Consider the following 24,441-nt stretch of genomic DNA (forward strand, 5'->3'; position numbering starts at 1 on the left):
GCCGTCGTCAGGCGGTCTGCTCGGCGACCCAGTCCTGGATCTCGGCGATGAAGCGCCGGCGCGAGAAGACCCGGGTGCGAGCCCGGAAGGAGTCGACGTCGAGCGCGAGCGCACGGCGCAGCAGGTCGCTCCAGTCGGGATCGCCCTCGAGGTCGGCGATGACGCCCCCGCCGGCGAGGGACACGCTCTCGCGCACTCCGCCGATGTCGGTCCCGATGACCGGCGTCCCGCACGCCATCGCCTCGACGGGCATGATCCCGAAGTCCTCGACGGCGGGGAAGACGTACACGAGCGCCTGCGCGTAGAGCGCGCGGATCAGCTGGTCGGAGGGCGAGATGACGAAGGTCACGTCGGCCCGGATCTCCTCGGCGTAGGCGCGGAGCCGCGCCTCCCAGGGGCCGTGCCCGGCGATGACGACCGGGAGCCCGGTGCGGGCTCCGGCGTCCATGACCTTCTCGAGGCGCTTGTAGGGGACGAACCGCGAGGCGCCCAGGATGAACGGCCGCGCGAGCGAGTCGAGGAGGCGCAGCTCGTCGTCGTCGAGCGGGGAGCGCCAGTCGGTGATCGTCGAGAGCAGCTCGGTGTTCACGGGCGGGTAGATGACCCGCGACGGCTGGTGCCACGCGTCGCGCACCCGCTGCCCGGTGAAGAGGCTGTTCACGGCGATGGAGGAGGCCTCGGCGGCGCGGAGGCGGTCGATCGGCTTGAGGAGCAGGCTCGCGGTGCGGGCGGCGAGGCTGCTGCCGCGGCCGTCGCGGTCGGGCTCCCAGATGTAGCGGGCCGGGGTGTGCGCGTAGACGAGCTTGCGGGTCGGTCCGCTGGTGCGGACGTGGTGGGCGAAGAGGTGCGAGCTGACCAGCACCCACTCGCGGGAGGCGCCGACCGGGAGCCGCCACGTGGGCAGCATCGCCGGCAGGGCGAGGACCTTGTGGCGGCGCAGCGGCGTGCGCGCCAGCCAGGACTCCGAGACGGGCCTGCCGACGACCTCGGCGCAGTCGCTCCAGAGGACGCGGACGTCGGCGTCGGCGAAGGCCTCGGTCATCGCCTCGAGCACGCGCTCGGCGCCTCCGCGACGCTCGACCCACTCGTGCACGATCAGGCCGGGACCGACCGGCGGGACGGATCGGGAACGGGTGGTCGCGTCGATGACGGCAGTGATGATGGGCCCCTTCCCCCGGGCGTGCGGTGAGGATCGGGCGGCCATCCGGAGACGGGAGCGGCTCCGAATGCTTATCCGTCGTCGGTGACCGATCAGCAGTGCAGTAGAAGCTAACCGGCTCGTGGAGAAGGAATCGAAAGGCGAGTACGAGTCGTCGCAGAACGACGGGGAAAGGAGAGTCCGATGATCCGGATAAGCCGCGAGTGGAATGGCGAGGATCGTCTGGAGTTCGTCGCGGAGGTGCTATTCCCTCGGAGATCACAACGATGGAGGAGAGTCGCGGAGAAGAAGAAGTCACTCTTTCAGTGACGCCGTGCCGGAAGGATCAGGAGACGCCGATGCGCTGCAGGGTCTGCCACCGCCACTGGTCGCGGACGCCCTCGCGGACGGTGCGCACCGCCCGCCAGCCCAGCTCCCGCTCGGCGCGTGCCGGGTCGGCCCAGCTCGCGGCGAGGTCGCCCGGCCGACGCTCCACGACCCGCCACCGGACCGTCTCCCCGCTCGCCCGCTCGACCTCGTCGATCAGCTCGAGGACGCTCGTCGGCGAGCCCGTGCCGAGGTTGTAGACGCGGTGCCCGGGCCGCGCGCGCTCGAGCGCCGCGACGTGCCCGGCCGCGAGATCGCAGACGTGGATGTAGTCGCGCAGCCCCGTGCCGTCGGGGGTCGGGTAGTCGTCGCCGAGGACGTCGACGCACCGGGAGGGGTCGCCCGCGGCCCGCGTCAGCACGGGCAGGAGGCTCCCCGGCGCCGTAGCCGGATCCTCGCCGATGCGCCCCGACGGGTGCGCGCCGATGGGATTGAAGTAGCGGAGGCTGACCGCGCGCAGGAGGGGATCGGCGCGCGCGGCGTCGCCGAGGATCTCCTCGATGACGCGCTTGGTCGCGCCGTAGGGGCTCGCCGCGCTCAGCCCGGCGGGGGAGTCCTCCCCGACCGGCATCGCGCCGCCCGGGCTGTAGACGGCCGCCGAGCTCGAGAACACGACGGTGCGGATCCCCGATTCCGCCGCGACCGAGAACGCCGCGGTGGCGAGCCCGACGTTGACCGTCCAGTACTCGAGGGGCCGCCGCACCGAGTCGCCGACCGACTTGAGCCCGGCGAGCAGGACCAGGGCGTCGACCGGTCCGTGGGCGGCGAGGAAGCGGGTCAGCGCGGCCGTGTCGCGCGCGTCGGCGATCAGGCGGGGGACCACTGAGCCGGTCAGCTCCTCCACCGCGTCGAGGGTCCGCTCGCTCGCGTGCGAGAGGTCGTCCACGACCAGCACCTCGTGGCCGCTCTCGAGGAGCGCGACGGCGGTGTGGCTCCCGATGTAGCCCGCTCCGCCCACCAGAAGGACTCGCATGCGGGGGAGCCTAGATCGGCTCCCGCACGGCGTCGGCGCCGCTGCCGGGCCCGCGGGTCCGTCGATCCGCGCCGCCGTCACCCGTGCGCGGGACGCCCTCTGCCGCGGTCGTAGCCCGCGATCGCCGCAGACTCGACGGCGAGCGCGACCAGCTTCTCGCCGACCGGGCGGGGCACCACTCCGAGCGCGGCGTCCGCGACTCCCGCGACCAGTGCCGTCCGCCGCTCGCTCCCGCCGCGGGCCAGGAGGCGCACGGCCGCGTCCCACGCGCCGGCCGCGGGCACCGCCTCCCGCACCTGCTCGGGGTGCAGCCGCTCGAAGGTGCGGCGGGCCGCCCCCGAGAGGAACGCGCGCCGGCTGCGGACCGCCGCCGAGACGGAGGCGCCGTGGTGCAGGGCCTCGGCGCCGGGCTCGATCCGCACCGGCACTCCCAGGCGGTGCAGCCGGTAGCCCCAGTCGACGTCCTCCCAGCCGTACTCGCGGTAGTCGGTGCTGTAGCCGCCGACCCGGTCGTACGTCGCCCGCGTCACCGAGACGTTGCCGCCCCAGTAGCGCCAGGAGGCGTCGGAACCCGCCGCGTAGGCGCCGCGGCGGAAGCGCTCGCCGGCGGGCCGGCCGTAGGCGCGGGAGTAGGCGGTGCCCGGGTCGACGTCGGGGCAGAGGCCGACGACGCCGGCGACCGCGTCCCGATGGGCCCCGACGTGCGCGGCGGCCCAGCCCGGGCCGGGCTCGAGGTCGTCGTCGCAGCGGATCAGCACGTCGCCCCGCGCGGCGTCGAAGCCGGCGGTGAGCGCGGCGGAGCGCCCCCGGTTCTCGGGGAGCACGACGCGGCGCACGGGCACGGGGGAGGCGTCGAGGGCGCGCTCGCTGGCATCGACGACGCCGTCGAGGACCACGACCACGTCGAGGTCGCGGTGGGTCTGAGCCGCGAGGGCGGCGAGGAGGCGGGGCAGGCGCGCCGCACCCGCGTAGCTGGGGACGACGACGCTCGCGACGCTCATCGGGACTCCTCGCCGCGCGGGCTGCTCTCGACCAGGAGCAGCTCCTCCAGCCCGCTCAGCACGCGCGCCAGGTCGTCGGCGATGGCGCCGGGATCGGTGGAGTGAAGGCGGGCGAGCCGGTCGGCCAGGCCGGAGAAGTCCTGCGGCTCGTCGTCGAGCGCCCGCCAGGTCGCGGCCACGCTCTCGCGCAGCGCGTAGGGGCTGCCCATCGGGGAGACGTCCAGCGGGAGCACCAGGATGCGCCCGTTCAGATCGACGGAGGCCGTGTCCGGGCGGCGCCGCCAGAGAAGGAGCCGGGGGTCCTCTGCCATCTTCTCCGCGTCCTCTCCGCTGATCGCCGCCACTGCGAGTAGAAATCCGCCAGCGCCTCTTATCGCGACGCCTCTCTCGCTATGTTTGCCGCCGACGCGCCAAGGGGTGTACGTCGAGCGACAGCACCGGAGGGCCGCCAATGTCGGAGTCTAATCCGCTCGCATCCAGCGATATCAGCGATAAGAGCGAGAAGAAGAGCGCGAATTCCGCGGGCGTCTTCGCACGGCGGACGGTCGTGGCCGGAGCGGTCTGGTCGGTGCCCGCGGTGATGCTGGCGCAGTCCGCCTCCGCCGTCTCGATCAGCTGCTTCCCGGTGGGCACGGTCTTCCAGGCGGTCGCCCGCGGACGCCTCCTCAGCGGCTTCCTCGGCGGCGTGAACCTCGACAATGTCGCCGGTGTCTCGGGCGTGACGGCGACTGCGCCGGCGTCGGGACCGAATCCGCCCGACCCGGTCGTCGTGACGGGCGGCGTCAACGCCACGGTACTGAACGGCATCGCCGTGAACGCGACCGGGCTGACCGGCACGCTCTCCTCCCTCCTCACGCTGGCGGCTCCCGCCGGCGTCGGCACCCTCAACCAGTACGCGGAGGCGAGCACCACCGGCACCGTCCGCGGAGCCTCCGGTGCGATCACCAATGCCGGCCAGCTGGCGCTGACCCCGACGTCGGGGAGCTACCCCGACTTCGGCACCGTCAACCTGCAGGCGATCCTCGCCGCCGTCGGCGGGCCTGGTCTGTCTGACCTCCTGACCAACGTTGCCGGGCTCACTCTGCAGATCGGCGCCGTCACCGGACGCGCAGCTCTTCAGTCGGCCTGCGTGCCCGGGTCGGACAACCTGCAGCGCGACTACCAGATCACCAGGCTGAACCTGGTGCTCACGTCGACGGCGCTGACAGCTCTCGTCACTCAAGTGACGACCGCCCTGACGACGATCGGCAATATCGGTCTTGTCACCGTCGACACCGCCGCCATCCTCGCGGGGAACCTGCCGGGTGGAGGTCAGCCGATCCAGGCGAGCCTCGGGACGACTCCGGCGACACTGACCATCGATCTCGCCTCCCTCCTCGGGCCGGCTCCCGGGCAGCCCGGGAACACGCAGTTCGGCTCCTACTCCGCCTTCCTCAACAACCTCCCGCCGAACTCGACGCTCCTCGTGGACAGCGGACTCGGCGTTCCGGCGGCGGCCCTGACCGCCTTCACGACGTCGCTGGTCACCGTGCTCACACAGCGGCTGCGCGAGAACATCAGGATCCTCGGGATCCCGCTGAACGGCGCTGGCGTGCTCGCCAGCGTCTTGACCCTGGTCCTGAACGTGCTGAACCCGCTGCTCGCGGCCCTGCCTGCTCTTGTCGGAGCCGTTGTCACCACCGCGATCACCCCGGTCTTCGCCGCCCTGCGGGACGTCATCCAGATCGACGTCAACGCGCAGAACCGCTCGACCAACCCGACCGGGCCCGCCGCCCTCGAGGCGCTCCCCGTCGGCCGCTACGACGTCGCGGCACTCTACATCCGCGCGGTGGGGCTCGTGAACCTGCTCGACCTGTTCATCGCCCGCGGCTCCGTCGGGCCGAACGTCCGCACGGGCTAGCCGCGCTCGGCGCCGTCAGGCGCCGCGGACCACGAGGCCGTGCTCGACCATCGCGTCGAGCACGGCCTCGACGTGCGCCCGGGGGTCGCCCGCGGGCGGGGCGCCGTGCTCGGCGACGACGGCCCCGGTCAGCGCGTCGACCGTCGCGGGCGTCCCGAGAGCACGCCACAGCACCGGGCCGATCCCGGTGAGCGTCTCGACCCGCTCGTCGAGGAGGCAGCTGACCACTCCGTCGCGCTCGACCCACTCGACGCCGGCGGCGCGCGCGAGCAGACCCGGGCCGGGCGCCGCCGCATCGGCCTCGGGCGCGTCGGCGACGACCGGCGACGCCTCCCCGAGGCGCTCCAGGAGCGGCAGCACCGTCTCCGCCTCGCGGTAGCGGAGCACCCGGGCCCCGCCGACGGAGTCGAGCAGCCCCGCGAGGTGGTGCAGCGCCGCGGGCAGCCGTGCGAAGTGGCTCAGCTCGGGCAGCAGCACCGAGAGCGCCTCGTCGAAGGCGATCGGCTCGAGCCGGGGCTCTGCCGGGCCGGACGGGTCGCGGGCGATCAGGAGCAGGGCGGCCAGGCGCAGCGGAGCGTCCGGCAGCGGCTGCAGGCCCATCGCGGCGGGGGAGCGGTGCCGCTTCCAGTCGCCGCCGTCGAGGAGGGCGACGGGCTTCCGGAACGGCAGCACCCGCCCGTCGCGGCGGACGGCGAGCGTCTCGTCGGTCACGTACCCGTACCGCCGAGCGGCGAGGCTCACGAGGGTCGACTTCCCGGCACCGGGCCGGCCGACGAACGCGACGACGCGGCCGTCGGTCAGGGCGACCGCGGAGGCGTGCACGCTGAGCAGCCGGCCCTCGCAGGCGTCGGCCGCCGCGAGGGTGAGCGCGGCGCCGATGTGCTCGGCGAGGGCGTCCTCGGTCGGCTGCGCGATCACTCCCGGCTCCCCGACCGGCTCGGTCAGCGACACCCGGTACTCGGAGCCCGGGCGATCGGCGTCGTCGTCCACGTCGTTCCACGACTCCTCCACCTCCGTCACGAAGCGGTCGGGGACGGTGTCGTCGAAGGTGAAGCGCACGCCGAGCCCGAAGGGGGCGCGGATCAGCCGGCGGGTCATGTCAGGTCCTGTCCGTCCGTCGGAGGTGGCCCCACGCGAGCGGAGCCGTGCGGGCGCCGCGGCGCAGCCGCCGCCACCAGCCGGCCGCCACGTCGATCCGGCGCGGGCCGATGGCGGGGTCGGCGGCACGCAGGGCGTGGGGGGCGGGGAAGACGGCGCGGGCGAGGAGCAGCGGCCGCTGCCGCCAGCCGGCCGCGCGCACGGCCTGCACCCACCCCGCGGAGGCGTGGGGCGAGCTCGCGTTGATCCGCCACGCCCGCAGCTCGGCCGCGGGCACCTCCCCGGCGCGCGCGCGGATGCCGAGCGCGTCGAGGAAGGGCTGCGCGGTCTGGACGGCGCCGAGCTCCTCCGCCGCCGCCCGGAGCGGAGCGTGCAGCTCCGCGCGGGCGGCCACCGCCTCGACGAGCAGGTCGTAGTCGGAGGGCCGCGTGAGGCGCGGGTCGGTGATCTGCCAGGCGTCGCGGAGCGCGTGCAGCGCCAGCACGAGCGCCGAGTCGGCGACGCTCGCGGTCGCGACCGGACGGCCGGCCAGCTCCACGATCCGGTGCCGGCTCCACAGCGCCTCGAAGGCGTCGCGCGGCGGCACGAGGAATCCCGGCCACCGCCAGTGCACGTCGATGTCGACCGGCCACGCGGCGTGCCGGTAGGAGCGCGAGTGCTTGGCCGCGAGCGTCGGTCCGTCCGGCCAGGGCCGCTCGGTCCAGCCGTCGGCGGCCAGGAGGGCCAGGATCCGGGGCAGGTCGTCGGGGGCGACCAGCAGGTCGACGTCGCCGGAGGCGCGGGGCGGCCGGAGCCGGTCGGCGGCGGCGGTCGGTCCCTTGAGCACGAGTGCGCGCAGGCCCGCCGCGTCGGCCCGCCGGTGGACGAACGCCGACACCAGCGGCACGGCCTCGTCGGCCCAGAGAACGCCCACGAGCTCCATCCGGTCAGTATTCCAGCGCTCCTGCGGCCCGCGGAGCCCTGCCGGGCCCGGTGGAGCCGGGCGCTCGTCTCGGTGAGGATGGGCGCGCGGGCCGCGTGGGCGCCGCGCGGAGGCGGCGGGGCGGCGGATGATCCACGGGGGAGCGGGCGGCGCCGGGCGGCCTCCGGTGGCGCTCGCGACCAACAACGGCGACATCGGCGGCGGCGAGGTGATGCTGCTGAGCATCGCGGAGGCGCTCGAGGCGCTCGAGGTCCCGGTCGTGGTCGTCGGCCCCTCGGAGCCGCGTGCGCTCGTCGTCGCCGCCCTCGCCGCCGGCCACCGGGTCGTCGAGCTCGAGGCCACGGGCAGACCCGCCTGGATGCGCGCGCTGCGGCGCTGGGACGCCTCCTCCCGCGAGGGCGTGCTGTGGTGCAACGGGCTGGTGCCGGCCGTCGCGACCGCAGGGCGTCCGCGGCGGATCGTGCATCTGCACCAGCGCCCGTCCGGCCTGCAGCGGCTGCTCGCGCCCGTGGCCCGCCGCGGCGCGCTGGCGACCCTCGTCCCCTCCCGCTACCTGGCGGGGGTCGTCCCCGGGTCGACCGTGCTGCCGAACTGGAGCCGCCGCGTCGACCTGCCGGAGGCGCGGCCGCGGGAGGACGGGACGACCGTCCTCGGCTTCCTCGGGCGTCCCTCGCTCGCGAAGGGGGTGCGGGTCCTCACCGAGGCGCTGGCGCTGCTGGAGGCCGGGGAACCGGGCGCGTATCGCCTGGTGCTGGCGGGCGAGCCCCGGTTCGTGGCGGAGCGGGAGCGTCGCGAGGTGGAGGCGGCCCTCGCTCCGGTCGCCGCTCTGGTGGACCGGCCGGGGTGGATCGAGCCCGGCGACCTCTTCTCGCGGATCGACCTCCTGGTGGTGCCGTCGGTGCAGCCGGAGTCGTTCGGCCTGGTCGTGACGGAGGCGATGTCGGCCGGCGTCCCCGTGGTGGTGAGCGATAGCGGTGCGCTCCCCGAGGTCGTCGGCCCGTCGATCGACGCCACGTTCCGAGCCGGGGATCCGCGGGCTCTGGCCGAGCTGATCAGAGCCCGGAAGAAGAGAGGACTATCGGAGTCGCGGGAGAGGGATCGTGCCCGCTGGAACGATTCCTACTCCCCGTCCTCCGGGAAGTCGGCTATCGACGGACTTCTGGCGCGGATGGCCCTCTCCGATGATTCCTGATCCTCCCGCCAGGAGACCGATCCGCTTTCCGGGGAATGCCGTGGGGAGCCTCTCCTCCTCCCTCGGGAAAGGACGACGATGACCCGCGAACCGGAAGTCCTCAGAGTGCTCGGACTGTTCCTCAAGCACTCGACACTGCGCCTGGCTCCGGGCGAGCCCTTCGCCCGCGGGAGGCTGCCGTACCGGGCCGACCTCCTCCGGGACGACTCGACGCGGCTCCTCGTCCCCGGTCACGCGTCTCGGCCCGCGCACGTGAAGCTCCGCGACGTCGTGGAGCACCGCACGGGGCTGAACGTGGACACGCAGCTGCGCGCGCTCCGGGCGGTCCGCTCGGCCGACGCGGTGCTCTGCGTGCTCGAGCCGGAGGCGGGCCTCCCCGCCCTGCTCCGGCGCGCGCGGCTCGGGCCGTACGGCCGCACGCCGCTCGTGGTCCTCTCCTGCTGGTGGGCGGAGGAGCTGCTCACCGGCTCGCCGGAGCGGCGCCGACAGGTGGTCCGGCTGCTCCAGGGCGTGGACCGGCTCGTCGTGCTCAGCGAGAACCAGCGCGAGGTCTTCGCCCGCCACGGCGTCGACGAGCGGCGGATCGCACCGGTGCTCTTCGGGGTCGACTCCGACTACTACCGGCCCGTTCCGCCGCGTCCGAAGCGGTTCGAGGTGCTCGCCGTCGGTGTCGACCGCGGGCGCGACTTCGACTCGCTGGTCGCCGCCGCCGAGCGCCTGCCGCACCGGCGGTTCGACATCGTGACCACTCCTGCGCGGCGGCCGTCCCGGGCGCTGCCGGCCAACGTCGTCCTGCACGACCCCGTCCCGGTCGATCGGCACCGCGACAACCTGCGCGACGCCGAGCTCGTCGTCGTCACCAGCCACGACCTCGCCTACCCGACGGGCCAGAGCGTCCTGCTGGAGGCCTCCGGCTGCGGGACCTGCACGGCGGTCACCGCGAGCGCCGCGATGACCGGCTACATCCGCGACGGCGAGACGTCCTTCGCGCTGCCCCTGCACGATCCAGCGGGGATCGCGGCGGTGCTGGAGGCGGTGCTGAGCGACGACGGGAAGCGGGCCGAGGTCGCCCGCGCGGGCCGGGAGCGGGTGCTGGCCGGGCTGAACGCGCGGCGCATGTGGGCGGGCGTCCGCGCGGTACTCCGCGACGCGGTCCGCGAGCGCGGCCGCGCCTGAGCGGCGGTCGGCCGGGGCCGCACCGGGCGACCTCCGCCCCACCGGGAAGGGCCCGCCGACCGGGACCTCCGCGCCCCGGATCCGTGGATCCGCGCCGGATCGGGTGGACGCGGGAGGCGCTACTCCGGCGGCAGAGCGCGGGCGCGGGCGGACTGCTCCGCGAGCAGAGCGAGACCCGCGCCGATCACGACGAACGAGATCGGGGCGAAGAACACCTCGCCCAGCTGCGTCGCGCACAGCAGCACCAGGATGCTCGCCGCGCCGACCGCGTGCCCCGGGCGGCTCCCGGCCCCGGCGGCCGTGGTCGCGAAGCCGGCCACGAGCACGGTGCCGACGACGCCGACGAGCAGCACGACGCCGCCCTCGGCCATCAGCGCCAGGTAGGAGTTGTGGAAGAACCAGTCGATCCCGTCGACCCGCGCGGTCGCCTCTCCGAGCCCGGAGCCGGTCCACGGCGAGAGCGCCACCGTGTCGACCGAGGCGTCGAGGATGCGGGCGCGCAGGGCGTCGGAGCCGGCCCGCTCCACCCCGTAGTCGCCGGCCGTCGCCAGGTTCCGCTCGGCCCAGAGGAACAGCAGGACGAGGCCGCCGCCGAGGAGCGCGCGGAAGAGCAGGCGCAGGTACGGCGCCGCGACGAGCCACACGAGCGCGCAGGCGTAGGCCGCCATCGACGTGCGGGAGTCGGTGGCGACGACCGCGGCGGCCCCGAGCGCGAGCACGCCGACCCGCAGCCACAGCCGCGAGCTGAGCGCCGAGACCAGCAGCGCCGCCGCTCCGTAGACGAGACCGGCCACGTTCTTGTCCTGCAGGTAGCCGGTCAGGGCGCCCTGGTAGCTGTCCGGGGCGAGTCCCGCGACGAACAGCACGGCGTTCAGCGACAGCGCCGCGGCGAGTCCTTTGAGCCCCGAGACCACGTCGATCCGCCCGCTCGCGAGGAAGCCCGCGGCGAGCATGACGAGCGCGATGTTCGCCGCCCGGCGCAGGGCGTCGAGGCCGTCGAAGGACGAGCCGGCGAGGACGAAGGCGAGCAGGGCGAGGCACAGCCACGGGTACCAGGCGGCCCGTCCGAGACGGCGGGTGGGCCGCCGGAAGAGGCTGACGAGGACCAGGGCGGCCAGCGCCGTCTGGGCCAGCGGGACGCTCCCCGGGAGGAAGGGGGTGGGGAGCCGGTAGACCAGGAGGCCCATCAGGACGGCATCGAGTATCCGAGCGGAATGTGCTATCGGAAAGGCCTCGTGAACGAGCGGGGAACGCCTCTCGACGACGATCTCTCCCCCTGGCGCGGACATGTCGTCATCCTCGCAGAAAGGGCCTCCCGAGGGGTCGGGGACCGCCTAGGGAAAGGCGCTCCGCATTGCTAGCGTGACCGACACCTCAGCATCGTCGTGCGGCGCATGCGCGGCACGCAGAAAGGTGCGCAGTGACTGTCGTCGATCTCATCGCATTCATCCGGCGGAACTGGCGGACCCTCGTGGGCGCCGTGCTCGTCGGAGCTCTGGCGATGGCCGCCTTCTCGTTCCTCACTCCGAAGGTCTACGAGTCGAGCTCGGCCGGATTCGTGATCGCCGCGAGCGACGGCAGCTCGGCCGATGCGATCAGCGGGTCGCAGACCGCAGTGACCCGGGCCAACGCCTACCTTCCGCTGATCTCGAGCAGCGCCGTCTCCGAGCGGATCGAGGCCGACCCGGAGGCGAACCCCGGCGGGGAGGCCCTGAGCGGCCGCCTCACCGCGAGGGTCGCTCCGGGCAGCACCCTGATCGAGGTCACCGCCGAGGCCGGGACCGCGCAGAACGCCGCAGCACTGGCCAACGGGGCGCTCGCGGCGCTGGCGGCCGTCATCACCGACATCGAGACGCAGTCCACCGCGGACCGCACACCGCAGATCACCGTCGTCCCGCTCGAGAACGCGGAGCCGCCCGCCGCTCCGACGAGCCCCGACTGGGTGCGGAACATCCTGCTCGGCGCCCTGGGCGGGCTCGTTCTCGGCTTCGGTCTCGCCTTCCTCCGCCGGGCCCTCGACATCCGCGTGCGGACCGTCGACGACCTCACCGAGCTCTTCGGCGTCGGCGTCCTCGGCCGCATCCCCAAGGCCGGACGCCCGGGCCGGACCGGCGGCCGCCGCGGCACCGACGCGCTCACCGCGGAGGCGTTCCGCTCGCTCCGGACGGGCCTGCGCTTCTCCAGCGTCGACGAGGAGACGCGCAGCGTCGTGATCACCAGCGCCAACCAGGCCGAGGGCAAGTCCACGATCGCCGCCGGACTGGCCCGCGTCACCGCGGAGTCCGGGCAGCGCACCCTCCTGGTCGACGCGGACCTCCGCCGGCCCTCCGTGGCGCGGATGCTGGACATCGACGGCGCCATCGGCCTCAGCGAGGTCCTCAGCCACCAGATCCCTGTGGACGACGCGATCCGCCCCACCGGTACCGCGGGCCTCTACGCCCTCCCGGCCGGGCACATCCCGCCGAACCCGTCCGAGATGCTCGGCTCCGAGGCGATGCGCGCCCTGGTCGCGCGCCTCTCGAAGGACTACTTCGTCATCATCGACGCGCCGCCCGTGCTGCCCGTCACCGACGCCTCCATCGTCGCGACCGTCGTCGACGGCGTCGTCTTCGTCGTCGCCTCGAACCAGACGCGCCGGCCCGAGGTCGTCGCCGCCCGGCGGATCGTCCAGCAGGTCCGCGCCCGCGTGCTCGGCACCGTGCTCAACATGGTCACCGCCCGCGACGGCGACACCGGGTACTACTACTACGACCGCAAGAACGCGTACTACGCGGAGCCGCAGCCGGCGACGGGGCGCAAGCGCGCGGCGGCGGCACCGCGCCGGTCCGAGCTCGCCCCGGTGGAGTCGCGGGCCCTGCCTCCGCAGACGTCCCGCCGGGCGGCTCGATGAGCGGGCGCCTGCTCCTGCTCTGCCATGCGAACGTGGCCCGGTCGCCCTCGGCCGAGCTGATCGCGGCGCGCCTGCTCGGCGCGGGCTCCGACTGGCGGGTCGAGAGCGCGGGAACGCACGCGGAGGCCGGCCGCGGGCTCGACCCCGAGCTCAGCGATGCGCTGCGGGCCCGCGGGCTCTCCACGGCCGGGCACCGCGCGCGCCAGGCCGACAGCCGGATGCTCGCCGGCACCGACCCCGTGCTCGTGTTCGAGGCGGGCCAGCGGGAGTGGGTCACCCGCCACTTCCCGGCCGCCGCGCGCCGCACCACCACGGTCCGCCGGGCGGCCCGGCTGGCGGGAGCCGCCCCCGGCGTCCCGCTCCTGCGGCTGCTCGCCGACGACACCGCCCCCTACGGCGCCGAGGACGACTTCGCCGACCCGTTCGGGCGCGGACCGGACGTCGCCGCGGCGGCCGTCGAGGACATCGACGCCCTGCTCCGGGTGATCCTCCCCGCTCTCGGCGCTCTGCCCGTCGGCGCGGAGCCCCCGGCCGCCACCGTCCGGAGCACCCGCCGCTCGCTCCGCCGGGACCGCGCCGCCGAGACGGTCGCGAGGTGACCGCCGAGGGGGTGAGCGTCGTGATCCCGCACTACGGCGACCCCGCGCCCGCGCTCGCCCTCGTCGAGCGGCTCCGCAGCCAGGAGTCGCCCTCCGCCCTCGAGATCGTCGTCGTCGACGACGCCTCCCCTATCCCGTTCCCGGCCGGGACCGACGGAGTGGAGGTCGTGCGGCGCGAGCGGAACGGCGGCTTCGGCGCAGCGGTGAACACGGGCGCCGCCCGGGCGCGCCACCCGCTGCTCCTGGTGCTCAACAGCGACCTCGTCGTCGGACCCTCCTTCCTCCGCGACCTGCTCGAGGCGGGACGGCCGTGGCTGCCCGCGGTCGTCGCTCCGGACCTCGTCGACGCGGGCGGGGAGCGGCAGTGGGTCGGCCGGCGCTTCCCGCGGCTGCGCCACTACGTCGTGGAGTGGCTCACTCCGCTCGCGCGCTGGCGCCCGCGGCTGCACGCCGCCGTCGGCCACGACACCCGGTGCGCCCCGGGCGCGACGGTGCCGGTGGACTGGGTGGTGGGCGCCGTGATGCTGCTGCCGGTGGCCGAGTTCCGCGCGGTCGGCGGGTTCGACGAGTCCTTCCACATGAACTGCGAGGAGGTCGACCTCCAGCGCCGGCTGCGCGAGCGCGGCGTGCCCTCGGTCTTCGCCGGCTCCGTCGTCGCCGAGCACACGGGAGGCGGCTCCTCCGACCCCGCGCGCCGGCTGATCTGGCTGGTCGCCTCGCGCCTGCGCTACGCCCGCAAGTGGGGCGGGCGCCCCGCCGCCCTCGCCGCGGCCCTGCGCGCCGCCTCCGCCGTGAACCTCGCCGCCAACGCGGTGCGTGCCGCCGCCGGCAGCGACGTGCGCCCGCTGGCCGTCCTCCGGCGCGAGCTCCGGCTCGTCGCCGCCGCCGAGGCGGCGTCCCGGTGAGCGGGCCCGTGCTCGTGGTGAGCCCGGTCTTCCACGGCTACTGGGAGGCGCTCGAATCGGCGCTGGCCCACCTGGGCGACGACGTGGTCGTCCACCGCTACGACGCCGCGACCGGGCTGGGCCACGTGCGCGACGCACTCGGCCACCGGCTCCCCGGGGGCCGGCTCCGGCGCTCGTCGATGCGCGCCGAGACCGACCGCGCGATCGCGGCGCTGCGGGCCGTCCGGCCCCGGGCCGTCCTCGTGGTGAAGGGCGACTCCCTCGGCGACGCCTGGTGGGAGGAGATCGGCCGCGCCGGCGTCCCCGTGGTGCTCTGGCTCTACGACGAGCTCCGCAACATGGGGCACCCCGTCGACCGTCTGCGCTCCCTCGCCGGGGAGGCGGTGTCGATCGTCAGCTACTCCGTCGCCGACGTCGCCGAGCTCGTCCGCGCGGGGGTTCCGGCCGGGCACCTGCCCGACGCCTTCGACTCCCTCCTCTCCTTCCGCCCCCGCCCCTCCTCCGCGGTGACCTTCGTCGGCGCCCGCTACCCCGAGCGCGAGCGCGTGCTGCGGGAGCTCGCGGCCGGCGGGGTCGCGGTCGAGGCGTACGGGCGGCAGTGGTCGCGCCATCCCTGGGACGTGGCGCGCACCGGCCGCTGGCGCTCGGCCGGCGTCCCCGCCCGCCGCGACGTCCCGCGGGCGGGCTACTACGGAGTGATGGCCGGCTCGACCGCGACCCTGGCGCTGCACGGCGCGGGCCACGGCGGGCTCTCGATGCGCGCCTTCGAGGCCCCGGGCGTCGGGGCGCTGACCCTGATCGACCGCCCCGAGGTGGCGGAGTTCTACGAGGTGGGCAGCGAGGTGCTCGTCTTCGAGGAGCGGGACCAGCTCGTCGAGCACGTGCGGCGGGCGGGCGCGGACCCCTCGTGGGCGCGGCGCATCCGCGAGGCGGGCGCGCGCCGCACCGGCGCCGAGCACACCTTCGTGCACCGGATGCGGGAGGTGAGGGCCCTGTGGCGCTGACGCACCCGACCGACCTGGAGGCCTGGCGCCGCTGGCAGCGCGGCCGCGACCCGCTGCGCACCGCCCGGGCGGCGCTGCGGGGCTCCGAGCCGACCCGCCTGGTGCTGCACGTGCGCGGCGACCGGCCCGCGGTCCTGCTCGCGGTGGAGGCGTCGACGGCGAGCGCCCTCGCCTCGACCGCGGCCTCGCTCGCTCCTCTCGGCGGGGCTCCCGCGGCGGTCCTCGCTCCCTCCGGAGCCGGCGACGCGCTGTCCGGGCTGCTGCCGGGCCGCTGGAGGGCGCACCCGGTCGACCCGGAGGCGGACCCGCCCGCCGAGCTGCGGGGCCTCCGCGCCGTGATCGCCACCGGCCACTTCCTCGCGGCGGGAGCGGCCGCCCACCGCTGGTCCGGAATCCTCGGCGCCCGCTTCCTGGTCGTGCAGCACGGCCTGCTCACCCCCTCCGCCCCGCCGCTCCCGCCCGGAGCGACGCTGCTGGCGTTCTCGGAGGAGGACGCGGCCTTCTGGACCTCCGGCCGCAGCGACGTGGAGACCGAGGTCGTCGGCAGCCAGCTGCTCTGGACCGCGTCGCGCCGCCCGCGCCCCGAGCGGCTCGAGGAGCGGCCCCTGTTCCTCGGCCAGCTGCACGGCGCGGAGCTGCCCCGGCGGACGGCCGCGGCCACCGCCTCCCGCTTCTGCCGCGAGGCGGGCGCCGACTACCGCCCCCACCCCGCCGAGGTCGACCGCCGCTCGCGCTGGCAGCACGCGCGGTGGGAGCGCCGCGGCATCCGGGTGCTCCGCGGCGGCGACCTCGCCGCGCAGGCCCGGCCGGTCGCCTCGATCTTCTCGACCGGGGTCCTCGAGGCCGCGGCCGCCGGGATCCCCGCGTGGGTCGTCTGCGAGGACCCGCCCGCCTGGGTGCTCGAGTTCTGGAGCCGGTACCGGCTCGCGCGCTGGGGCGGGGAGACGCCGACCGCGGCTCCGCCCGTCCCGTCCGTCGAGCCGGCCGTCGCCGTCGCCCGCCGGGCACTCGCCATCGCCGAAGGAGGCACCCCGTGACCGTTCTCTGCGTCATCCCCGTGCGCGGGGGCTCGAAGGGCGTCCCGCGCAAGAACGCCCGCCCCGTCGCGGGCCGCCCGCTGGTGGTCTGGAGCATCGAGCAGGCGCTCGCCGCCGGTCTCGACGTGCTCGTGTCGACCGACGACCCCGAGCTGGCCGCGATCGCGGAGGGGGCGGGAGCGGACGTGCCGTTCCTCCGGCCCGCCGAGCTGGCGCGCGACGAGACGGCGACCGAGCCCGTCGTGCTCCACGCGATCGAGCACCGGGCCGCGCTGGGGCGCCGCCCGGACGCGGTGATGCTCCTCCAGGCGACCTCGCCGATCCGGCTCCCGGGCACCCTCGCCCGCGCGCTCGAGCAGTTCGCCTCGACGGGGGTCGACTCGCTGGTGGGCGTCGTCCCGCAGACGCCGTTCCTCTGGCGGCTGCAGGAGGGCGCCTCCGTGCCGCAGTACGACGTCACGGCCCGGCCGCGGCGCCAGGACCTCGCCGAGGCCGACTTCTTCTACCGCGAGACCGGGTCCCTCTACCTCACCCGCACCGAGGTCTACGAGCGCGAGCGCAACCGGATCGGCGGCCGGGTCGGCCTGTTCGTCATGGACGAGGCGGAGGGCGGGGACATCGACACCGAGGCGGACCTCGCGGTGGTCGAGCAGACCCTCCTCGGCCTGTCGGCGGGAGGCGGCGCATGATCATCGACCGGCACCTCGCCCCGTTCATCGTCTTCGCCGAGGACCCGGTGCTCACCGCGCTGGCCAAGATCAACGCGAACAAGCAGCGGATCGTCTTCTGCGTCGACGGGCACGGGATCCTCCGCGGGTCGGTGTCCGACGGCGACTTCCGCCGCTGGATCATCGCGAACCCGACGGCCTCCCTCGACGTCCCGGCCCTCGCCGTCGCGAACACCGCCGTCCGCACGGCGGGAGCGGACGAGCCGGCCACCGCGATCGCCGCCCGGCTCGGCCGCGACGGGATCAGCCACCTCCCGCTCGTCGACGATCGCGGGCACCTCGTCGCGATCGCGGTCGAGGGCGACCGGGCGCTGCGGATCGGCCGCCACGAGGTGGGCGACGGCCACCCGGCCTTCCTGATCGCGGAGATCGGCAACAACCACAACGGCTCGGTCGATCTGGCGCGGCGGCTGGTCGACCTCGCGGTCGAGGCGGGCGCCGACGCGGTGAAGTTCCAGCTGCGCGACCTCGACTCCCTCTACCGGCGCGCCGGCGGGGCCACCGCGGGGGAGGACCTCGGCGCCCAGTACACGATCGACCTCCTGCGCCGCTTCTCGCTGCCCGCCGAGCCGCTCCTCCGGGTCTTCGACCACGCGGCCGAGGCCGGGATCGACGTCCTCTGCACCCCGTGGGACGCCCCGAGCGTGCAGGCCCTCGTCGACTACGGGATCCCGGGCCTCAAGATCGCCTCGGCGGACCTCACCAACCACGGCCTGATCGAGGACGCCGGCACCCGGGGGCTGCCCCTGCTGCTCAGCACCGGGATGTCCCGCGAGTCCGAGATCCTCGAGTCGGTCGCGCTGCTGCGCTCGCTCGGCACCTCCTTCGCCCTGCTGCACACCCAGTCGACGTACCCGGCGCCCTACCGCGACCTCAACCTCGCCTACCTCGACCGGCTCGCCGAGATCGGCGGCGGCGTCGTCGGCTACTCCGGCCACGAGCGGGGCTGGCACGTCCCCGTCGCCGCGGTCGCCCGCGGGGCCCGCATCGTCGAGAAGCACTTCACGGTCGACCGGGGGATGGAGGGCAACGACCACACGGTGTCCCTGCTCCCGGACGAGTTCCGCCGCATGGTCGGCGAGATCCGCGACATCGAGGACTCGCTCGGCACGCGCGACGCCCGATCGGTCTCGACGGGGGAGTCGATGAACCGCGTCTCGCTCGCGAAGTCGCTGGTCGCCTCCCGCGACCTGTCGATCGGGGACGTGGTGCGCGCCGCCGACGTCGTCGTCCGCAGCCCCGGCCGGGGCCTCCAGCCCAACGAGCTGCCGCAGCTGCTCGGCCGCGCCCTCCACCGCGACGTCGAGGAGGGCGGGTTCTTCTTCGCCGGCGACCTGCGCGAGAGCACGCCGTCCGGCCGGCCGTTCCGGTTCCGCCGCCCCTGGGGCCTGCCGGTGCGGTACCACGACCACGCGGCGCTCGCCGCGGAGTCGAACGCCGACTTCTTCGAGTTCCACTTCTCGTACCGCGACCTCGAGATCGAGCCGGACGACGTGTTCACCCGCCGCCTCGACTCCGGCTTCACCACCCACCTGCCGGACCTGTTCGCGGGCGACTTCCTCGTCGACCTCGCCTCCTTCGACGACGACGTGTGGGAGCGCTCGATCGCGGAGGTGCAGCGCACCGTCGAGACCACCCGGAGCCTCGCGCGCTGGTTCCGCCAGGAGGAGGACCCGATGATGGTCGTCACGATGGGCGGCTTCACCCGGCACGCGCACGTGGCTCCGGATCAGCGCGCTCCCCTCTACGAGCGCGTCGCCGACGCCCTCGAGCGGATCGACGCGAGCGGCGTCCGCGTGCTGGCGCAGACCCTCCCGCCCTACCCGTGGCTCATGGGCGGGCAGCAGTTCCACAACCTCTTCGTGGACCCGCGCGACACCGCGGAGTTCGCGGCCGCGACCGGCACGCCGCTCTGCCTCGACGCCTCGCACACCAAGCTCGCGGCGAACCACCTCGGGCTCGCCTTCTCGGAGGCGGTGGCGCTGCTCGCTCCGCTCAGCGCGCACCTGCACCTCGTCGACGCGACGGGTGTCGACGGCGAGGGGGTGCAGATCGGCGAGGGCGAGATCGACTGGCCGGACTTCGCGGCGTCGCTCGACGAGCTGGCGCCCGGGGTGCCGTTCATCCCCGAGATCTGGCAGGGGCACGTCAACAGCGGCGAGGGCTTCTGGACCGCGCTCGAGCGGCTGGAGGAGTGGCTGTGACCCCGCTCGCGCTCTGGGCGGTGCCGGTCGGCGAGTTCGGCGGGGTGGCCCGCCACGTCCTCGACGCCGCCCGGCACGGGATCCCCGGCCACCGCCTCGTCGTGCTCTGCCCGGAGGGAGCGCTCGCCGAGCGGCTGCGGGAGCAGGGCTCGGCCGTGACGACCGGGCGCTTCGGAGTGTCCGCCGGCGCCCCCGACTCCGTGGCGACCCTGCGCGCGACCGCGGCGGCTCTCCGCCCGGCGATCGTCCACTCCCACCTCGCCCACGCCGACCTCGTGGCCGCGGCGACCCCGCTGCCCCGCGGGGTCCGCCGCGTCACGACGGAGCACGGCATCGCCGGGCCCGACGTCTACCACCGCACCGCCCTGCGGGCGCGGACGACCGCGGCGGCGCACCACGCGCGGCTGCGGTCCTTCGACGGCGCGATCGCCGTCTCGGAGGCCACTCGCCGCACCATGATCGAGAAGTGGCGGCCGAGCCTGCCGGTGCAGGTCGTGCTGAACGGCGTCGACGCCGCGCCCCGCGACCGCGAGCAGGGGGAGCCGGGCTCCCTCCGGGTCCTCTCGCTCGCGCGCCTGGCGCCGGAGAAGCGCCTGGACGCGCTGCTCGAGGCCTTCGCGGTGCTGCGCCGGCGCGTCCCCGGCGCCACGCTGACCGTCGCCGGCGAGGGACCGCTCGACGGCGCCCTGCGCGCCCGGGCCGAGCGGCTCGGCCTCGGCGACGCCGTGTCGTTCCCCGGCTTCGCCGATCCGGAGGCGGCGCTCGCCGCGGCGGACGTCGTCGCCCAGCTCTCGGTCTGGGAGAACTGCTCCTACACGCTGCTCGACGCGGCCGCCCGCGGGATCGGCGTGGTCGCCTCCGCGGTGGGCGGGAACCCCGAGATCGTCGAGCGGGACTCGCTGGTCGACGCCGACGACCCGGAGGCGGTGGCCGCGGCGCTGGAGCGGCAGGCGTCGAGGGCCGCGGCTCCTCGCGCCGTGCGGGACGTCTCCGCCATGTGCGGCGGGATCGCCGCCGTGTACGAGGGGGTGGCGGCGTGAGCGGCGGGTCCCTGCGACCGGGGCTGCGCACCCTCCTCTCGCTGGCCGGCGCCGCCTCTCCGGGCTGGATCACCGCCGCCGTCGCGGGCTCCCTCGCGCTCGCGGTCCTCGACACCCTGGGCGTCGCCGCGATGGTGCCGCTCATGGCGCTGCTCACCGGGACCGACACCACCACGGGCGCGCTCGGCGTCCTCTCCGGCGTCCTCGGCTCGACGGACGTCCAGACCCTCCTCCCGATCATCGCCGGCTTCGTCGCGGTCGTCTTCGTGCTCAAGAGCGCCGGGACGATCGTCTTCCGGTGGTGGCTGCTCGGCCGCACCACGCGGATCTCGGCCGACGCTGCGACGGAGCTGCTGCGGCGGTACGTCCTCGCGCCCTACGCCGTCCACCGCTCCCGGCGCCTCGCCGAGGTGTACCGGACCATCAACGACGCCAGCGCGCAGGCGGCCGGCGTGCTGCTCGGCGTGATCGGCATCGCCTCCGACCTGCTGGTGCTCGTCGCGATCGTGGCGATCCTGCTGGTCGCCTCGCCGGTCGCGACCCTGTTCGCGGCCGTCTTCTTCGCGGTGCTGCTCGGCGGCGTCCAGGCCCTCCTGCGGCGGCGGCAGGGCCGGATCGGCGAGGAGATGGCGGAGGCGGCGCTGGAGTCGTGGCAGTTCCTGCTCCCCTCGCTCGACGGGTTCCGCGAGGCGCGCCTCACGTCGAGCGCGGCGAGCCTGGTCGCCGGCTTCAGCGGGGCCAAGCGCCGCAGCGCCCAGGCTCTGCGCTCCCTCTCGCTCGTCTCGGAGCTGCCGAAGTACCTGCTCGAGATCGGCTTCGTCGTCGCCGTCGTGGGCGTCTCGGGGATCCTCGTCGCCACCGGCTCCGGCGCCGAGGCGCTCTCCGTCCTGGGCGTCTTCGCGGCCGCCTCCCTCCGCGCCCTGCCGACCCTCAACCGCGTCTCGGCCACCTTCGCGATCGTGCGCAGCGGGCAGGCGGGCCTGCGGATCGTCTCCGAGGCGGCCGAGGAGCTCGCCTCCGAGGGGGCGCACGACGAGAGGCCCGGGCCGGGCGGCCGCTACTCCGGCGACATCGCGCTCGAGCACGTCACGTACCGCTACGCCGACTCCGACGTGGACGTGGTGCGGGACGTCTCCCTGGTGATCCTGCGGAACGCCACGACCGCCTTCGTCGGATCCAGCGGCGCCGGCAAGAGCACCCTGCTCGACCTGGTCCTCGGTCTGCTCCCGCCCACGAGCGGCCGGATCCTCTGCGGCGGGCGGCCGATCGACGAGGACCCCGCGGCCTGGTACGCGGGGCTCGGCGTGGTGCCGCAGGACGTGTTCCTCCTGGACGCGACGGTCGCCGCGAACGTCGCCTTCGGGGTGCCGGCGGCCGAGGTCGACCACGAGCGCGTGCGCGAGGTGCTGCGGACGGCGCAGCTCGAGGAGTTCGTCGGCGGGCTGCCGCAGGGTCTGGACACCCGCGTGGGCGAGCGCGGCGTCCGCCTCTCCGGCGGCCAGCGCCAGCGGCTCGGCCTCGCCCGGGCGCTGTACCGGCGCCCCTCCGTCCTCGTCCTCGACGAGGCGACGTCGGCGCTCGACAACCGCACGGAGCACGAGATCTCGCGGGCCGTCGCCGAGCTGCACGGCAGCATGACCGTCCTCGTGGTCGCCCACCGGCTCTCGACCGTGCGCGGCGCCGACCGGCTGCTCTTCCTCGACGGCGGCCGGATCGAGGGGGCCGGCACCTTCGAGGAGGTGCGGGCCGCGCACCCCGGCTTCGCCCAGCTCGTGGCGCTCGGAGAGCTCTCGTGAGCAGGGGAGGCCCGCGGTGGTGACGCTCGGCGACGTCCGCTCCGCGCTGCTGGCGCCCCTCCGCCGACGGGGCACGACGGTGCTGCTGCCCGGCGAGTCGTTCGGGGTCGGGAACCTCGCCTACTTCTGGCTGCAGGCCCACGCCCGCCGGAGCCGCGGGGTGCCGACCGCGGTGCGCGCGACGCGGAGGACCGCGGAGTGGGCGGAGGTCTTCCCGCGGGTCCTCGAGGAGCTCGTGGTGCCCCCGGCGGAGATGTCGTTCTTCAGCCCCCGCGAGCTCGGGAGCGTCCACCAGGAGCTCGGCGTGGAGTTCACGGCGGACGAGCTGGCGGACTTCGTCGCGACGATGCTGCTCCCGCCCGGCGGCCCCTTCACCGCTCTGGCGGCGGCGGCGCGACCGGAGGCGGACCTCACCGTGAACATCCGGCGCGGCGACTACTACAGCGTCCCGGCCTTCCGCGGCCGCTACTCCTTCGACGTGGTCGAGTACGTCGACGCGGCGCTCGCCCTGGCCCGCGAGCGGGAGCCCGTGCGCAGCGTCCTGATCGTGTCGGACGACCTCGACTGGTGCCGGGTGAAGCTGGCCCGCGTCCTCGAGGGCGTCGAGGTGCGCTTCCCGGGGGCGGGGACGCCGGTGCCGCAGCAGCTCGCCCTGCTGGCCGCGTCCCGCCGCCTGGTGCTGACGAACTCGACCTTCTCGTACTGGGGCGCGCATCTCGGCGACCACGTGCACGGCGGCGCCGACGTGATCGCGCCGTGGTTCCACAGCCGCGCGTGGAACGGAGGAGCGGCGACGCAGCTCGACCCGCGCTGGCGGGTGGTCCGCGACCTCCCCGGCGGCTGGGACGGCTGACGCGGCGGGTCGGAGTCCGGCGGCTGCGCGGGGCTCGCGGGTACCGGCGGGGGCTGCGGGCGGGCGGCTCCGGGTGTGGCTGGCTGCGGGCGGGCGGGTGTGCGAGGACGGCCGCGGGCTCGCGGCTCCGTGCTCTCGGCTCGGCTCGGCTCTCGGCCGCGGGCTCTCGGCTCCGGGCTCGCGGCTCCGGGCCTCAGCGCAGGACGTGGCCCTCGACGTCGACGGGAGCCCGGGCGGTGAGGCGCTTCAGCCGCATCGCGGGGCGCTCGACCAGCAGCCAGCTCGCCCACGCGAGGGGGACCGTCGCTGCGACCGAGAGCACGATGTACGCCCAGAGCGGCACGTCGGCTCCGGCTCCGACGATCGCCAGCGAGAGCAGCTGCTGCACGGGGAACGCGTAGATGTACATCCCGTAGGAGACGTCGTGGGTCGCGCCCACCCGGCGGAGGGGGAGCCGGGCGCCGAGCGCGACCATCAGATAGGCGAGGGGGAGGCCGGCGAGCACGCGGTAGAGGCCGGTCGCGATCACGAGGACGAGCAGCACGGCCGCGGCAGCGGTGAGCGCGCCCGTCAGGGGGAGGCGGTCGCGGTACAGGTGCACGAGCGCGCCGGCGAGGAAGTAGCCGACGAGCGTCACCGTCTGGTTGAGGGGCGCCGGGAACGGGACGAGGTCCGTCGCGAGCACCGCCGCGACGAGGGTGAGGCCCGCGAATCCCGCGACCACGAGGGGGCGCACCCAGCGCGCGGGCGCCAGGGAGACGAGCAGGCCGATCACGACGTAGCTGACGAACTCGTAGAACAGGCTCCAGAGCGAGCCGTTCCACGCGCCCGGGTAGGGGACGGAGCCGAGCATCCCCGCGATGCCGTACTCCCGGATGTAGAGGGCCGCATTGGCGACCACGAAGCGCACCGCCCCGGCCGCGCTGTACTCGCCGGCTCCGAGGAGGAGCGACGCGAGCGGTGCGGCGACGAAGGCCACGACCAGGAGCGAGACGAGGAAGGCGGGATAGATGCGGAGGAAGCGCCGCCAGAGGAAGTCGACCAGCGATCGCGAGCGCAGCCGGCTCGCGGTGATCAGGAAGCCGGAGGTGGCGAAGAACCCGCCGACCGCCCAGGCGCCGAGGGTGGAGCCGCCGAGCCCGGGGTCGTCGCCGTAGCCGCCGAGGGGGAAGGAGTGCGACACGATGACGAGGACCGCCAGCCCGAGCCGCAGGGCGTTGATGCTGTTCGACCGCGGGTCGAAGGCGGAGCCGACGGTCGGGCGCGTGCGTGGCGCGCGGGCGGGCGCGGCGGTGCGCCGGCCGTTCTCCTGGCGGGTCATGCGCACATCCTGCTGACCCCGGCCGCCGCCGTCGATCGGGCGTGGGACGCGCCGCGCTCCTCCCGGAGGGCCCGCGCACCAGCAACGACGCGCGCTCCACCCCTGCGGCCCCGTCGCGGAGCTGACGCGGACTGACGTGCGGCCTGCGGCTGATCCCTCTCCGCCCCGTCGTCCCTCCGTCGCCCTCTCCCGCGAGACGCCGCTCCGGTACGCGACACGCCGGAGCGGGCGTACCGGAGCCGCACCTCGCGGCAGCCGGTCGGATCGCGCCGGTCGG

Annotated in this window: 21 protein-coding genes; 13 read left to right on the forward strand and 8 right to left on the reverse strand. The window is 75.2% G+C overall.

What is annotated here, in order from left to right; translation table 11 throughout:
- Positions 1-7 precede the first annotated feature (7 nt).
- The 4 genes from C5C30_RS11125 to C5C30_RS11140 all read right to left on the reverse strand — a co-directional run bounded on the left by C5C30_RS11125 (position 8) and on the right by C5C30_RS11140 (position 3,810).
- Entirely contained in the window at positions 8-1,204 is a 1,197-nt protein-coding gene (locus C5C30_RS11125) for a glycosyltransferase (protein WP_104269539.1), read from the reverse strand.
- 280 nt (positions 1,205-1,484) lie between these two features.
- Complete coding sequence (gene galE / locus C5C30_RS11130) at positions 1,485-2,498, reverse strand: UDP-glucose 4-epimerase GalE (RefSeq protein ID WP_104333731.1); 1,014 nt, start codon at positions 2,496-2,498, stop codon at positions 1,485-1,487.
- 77 nt (positions 2,499-2,575) lie between these two features.
- Positions 2,576-3,499 carry a glycosyltransferase family 2 protein gene (locus C5C30_RS11135; RefSeq protein ID WP_104248009.1) on the reverse strand — a complete coding sequence of 308 codons (924 nt, stop codon included), beginning with the start codon at positions 3,497-3,499 and terminating at the stop codon, positions 2,576-2,578.
- Positions 3,496-3,810, reverse strand: coding sequence for a hypothetical protein (locus tag C5C30_RS11140; protein ID WP_146081517.1), 315 nt, complete (start codon positions 3,808-3,810; stop codon positions 3,496-3,498). Before C5C30_RS11140 ends, C5C30_RS11135 begins: the two co-directional genes overlap by 4 nt.
- A gap of 140 nt (positions 3,811-3,950) precedes the next feature.
- Here C5C30_RS11140 and C5C30_RS11150 point away from each other — a divergent pair, with 140 nt between their 5' ends.
- Entirely contained in the window at positions 3,951-5,399 is a 1,449-nt protein-coding gene (locus tag C5C30_RS11150; protein ID WP_146081518.1) for a choice-of-anchor G family protein, read from the forward strand.
- A 15-nt stretch (positions 5,400-5,414) separates the two neighbouring features.
- Here C5C30_RS11150 and C5C30_RS11155 read toward each other — a convergent pair whose 3' ends face one another.
- Together C5C30_RS11155 and C5C30_RS11160 are read right to left on the reverse strand one after the other, a co-directional pair.
- Positions 5,415-6,497, reverse strand: a complete 1,083-nt coding sequence (locus C5C30_RS11155) for a PqqD family protein (RefSeq protein WP_104333733.1) — start codon at positions 6,495-6,497, stop codon at positions 5,415-5,417.
- A 1-nt stretch (position 6,498) separates the two neighbouring features.
- Positions 6,499-7,419 carry a nucleotidyltransferase family protein gene (locus C5C30_RS11160; RefSeq protein WP_181131550.1) on the reverse strand — a complete coding sequence of 307 codons (921 nt, stop codon included), beginning with the start codon at positions 7,417-7,419 and terminating at the stop codon, positions 6,499-6,501.
- Positions 7,420-7,546: 127 nt separating this feature from the next.
- Between C5C30_RS11160 and C5C30_RS11165 the strand changes: the two genes are divergently transcribed.
- Together C5C30_RS11165 and C5C30_RS11170 are read left to right on the forward strand one after the other, a co-directional pair.
- Positions 7,547-8,611, forward strand: coding sequence for a glycosyltransferase family 4 protein (locus C5C30_RS11165; protein ID WP_104247944.1), 1,065 nt, complete (start codon positions 7,547-7,549; stop codon positions 8,609-8,611).
- Between the two features lie 78 nt (positions 8,612-8,689).
- Positions 8,690-9,787 (forward strand): glycosyltransferase family 4 protein, encoded by a 1,098-nt coding sequence (locus C5C30_RS11170; protein WP_104333735.1) that lies wholly within the window; start codon positions 8,690-8,692, stop codon positions 9,785-9,787.
- Positions 9,788-9,906: 119 nt separating this feature from the next.
- Here C5C30_RS11170 and C5C30_RS11175 read toward each other — a convergent pair whose 3' ends face one another.
- Positions 9,907-10,974: an O-antigen ligase family protein gene (locus C5C30_RS11175; protein WP_104333736.1), complete on the reverse strand. Its 1,068-nt coding sequence runs from the start codon at positions 10,972-10,974 to the stop codon at positions 9,907-9,909.
- 233 nt (positions 10,975-11,207) lie between these two features.
- On the opposite strand from C5C30_RS11175, the gene C5C30_RS11180 reads away from it, so the two are divergent.
- Genes C5C30_RS11180 through C5C30_RS18170 form a run of 10 tightly spaced genes read left to right on the forward strand, consistent with a single transcriptional unit; the run spans position 11,208 to position 22,843 of the window.
- Positions 11,208-12,677 (forward strand): polysaccharide biosynthesis tyrosine autokinase, encoded by a 1,470-nt coding sequence (locus C5C30_RS11180; RefSeq protein ID WP_104333737.1) that lies wholly within the window; start codon positions 11,208-11,210, stop codon positions 12,675-12,677.
- A complete protein-coding gene (locus tag C5C30_RS11185) occupies positions 12,674-13,276 on the forward strand; it encodes a low molecular weight phosphatase family protein (RefSeq protein ID WP_104333738.1) in 603 nt (200 codons plus the stop codon). The genes C5C30_RS11180 and C5C30_RS11185 overlap by 4 nt, the downstream gene beginning before the upstream one ends.
- Complete coding sequence (locus C5C30_RS11190) at positions 13,273-14,181, forward strand: glycosyltransferase family 2 protein (protein WP_104333739.1); 909 nt, start codon at positions 13,273-13,275, stop codon at positions 14,179-14,181. Before C5C30_RS11185 ends, C5C30_RS11190 begins: the two co-directional genes overlap by 4 nt.
- Complete coding sequence (locus C5C30_RS11195; RefSeq protein WP_104263340.1) at positions 14,178-15,185, forward strand: glycosyltransferase; 1,008 nt, start codon at positions 14,178-14,180, stop codon at positions 15,183-15,185. Before C5C30_RS11190 ends, C5C30_RS11195 begins: the two co-directional genes overlap by 4 nt.
- On the forward strand, positions 15,176-16,222 hold the full coding sequence (locus C5C30_RS11200; RefSeq protein ID WP_104273572.1) for a hypothetical protein: 1,047 nt from the start codon (positions 15,176-15,178) through the stop codon (positions 16,220-16,222). Before C5C30_RS11195 ends, C5C30_RS11200 begins: the two co-directional genes overlap by 10 nt.
- Positions 16,219-16,911 (forward strand): cytidylyltransferase domain-containing protein, encoded by a 693-nt coding sequence (locus C5C30_RS11205; protein WP_104273571.1) that lies wholly within the window; start codon positions 16,219-16,221, stop codon positions 16,909-16,911. Before C5C30_RS11200 ends, C5C30_RS11205 begins: the two co-directional genes overlap by 4 nt.
- A complete protein-coding gene (locus C5C30_RS11210) occupies positions 16,908-19,154 on the forward strand; it encodes an N-acetylneuraminate synthase family protein (protein ID WP_104333740.1) in 2,247 nt (748 codons plus the stop codon). Before C5C30_RS11205 ends, C5C30_RS11210 begins: the two co-directional genes overlap by 4 nt.
- Positions 19,151-20,194 (forward strand): glycosyltransferase family 4 protein, encoded by a 1,044-nt coding sequence (locus tag C5C30_RS11215; protein WP_104333741.1) that lies wholly within the window; start codon positions 19,151-19,153, stop codon positions 20,192-20,194. The genes C5C30_RS11210 and C5C30_RS11215 overlap by 4 nt, the downstream gene beginning before the upstream one ends.
- Positions 20,191-21,990 carry an ABC transporter ATP-binding protein gene (locus tag C5C30_RS11220; protein WP_104333742.1) on the forward strand — a complete coding sequence of 600 codons (1,800 nt, stop codon included), beginning with the start codon at positions 20,191-20,193 and terminating at the stop codon, positions 21,988-21,990. The genes C5C30_RS11215 and C5C30_RS11220 overlap by 4 nt, the downstream gene beginning before the upstream one ends.
- 16 nt (positions 21,991-22,006) lie before the next feature.
- Positions 22,007-22,843 carry an alpha-1,2-fucosyltransferase gene (locus C5C30_RS18170; RefSeq protein WP_104333743.1) on the forward strand — a complete coding sequence of 279 codons (837 nt, stop codon included), beginning with the start codon at positions 22,007-22,009 and terminating at the stop codon, positions 22,841-22,843.
- A gap of 193 nt (positions 22,844-23,036) precedes the next feature.
- On the opposite strand, the gene C5C30_RS11230 is transcribed toward C5C30_RS18170, so the two are convergent.
- Entirely contained in the window at positions 23,037-24,164 is a 1,128-nt protein-coding gene (locus tag C5C30_RS11230) for an acyltransferase (RefSeq protein WP_104333744.1), read from the reverse strand.
- Positions 24,165-24,441 lie beyond the last annotated feature (277 nt).

Source organism: Rathayibacter sp. AY2B5, assembly GCF_002931645.1.
Taxonomy (GTDB): Bacteria; Actinomycetota; Actinomycetes; order Actinomycetales; family Microbacteriaceae; genus Rathayibacter.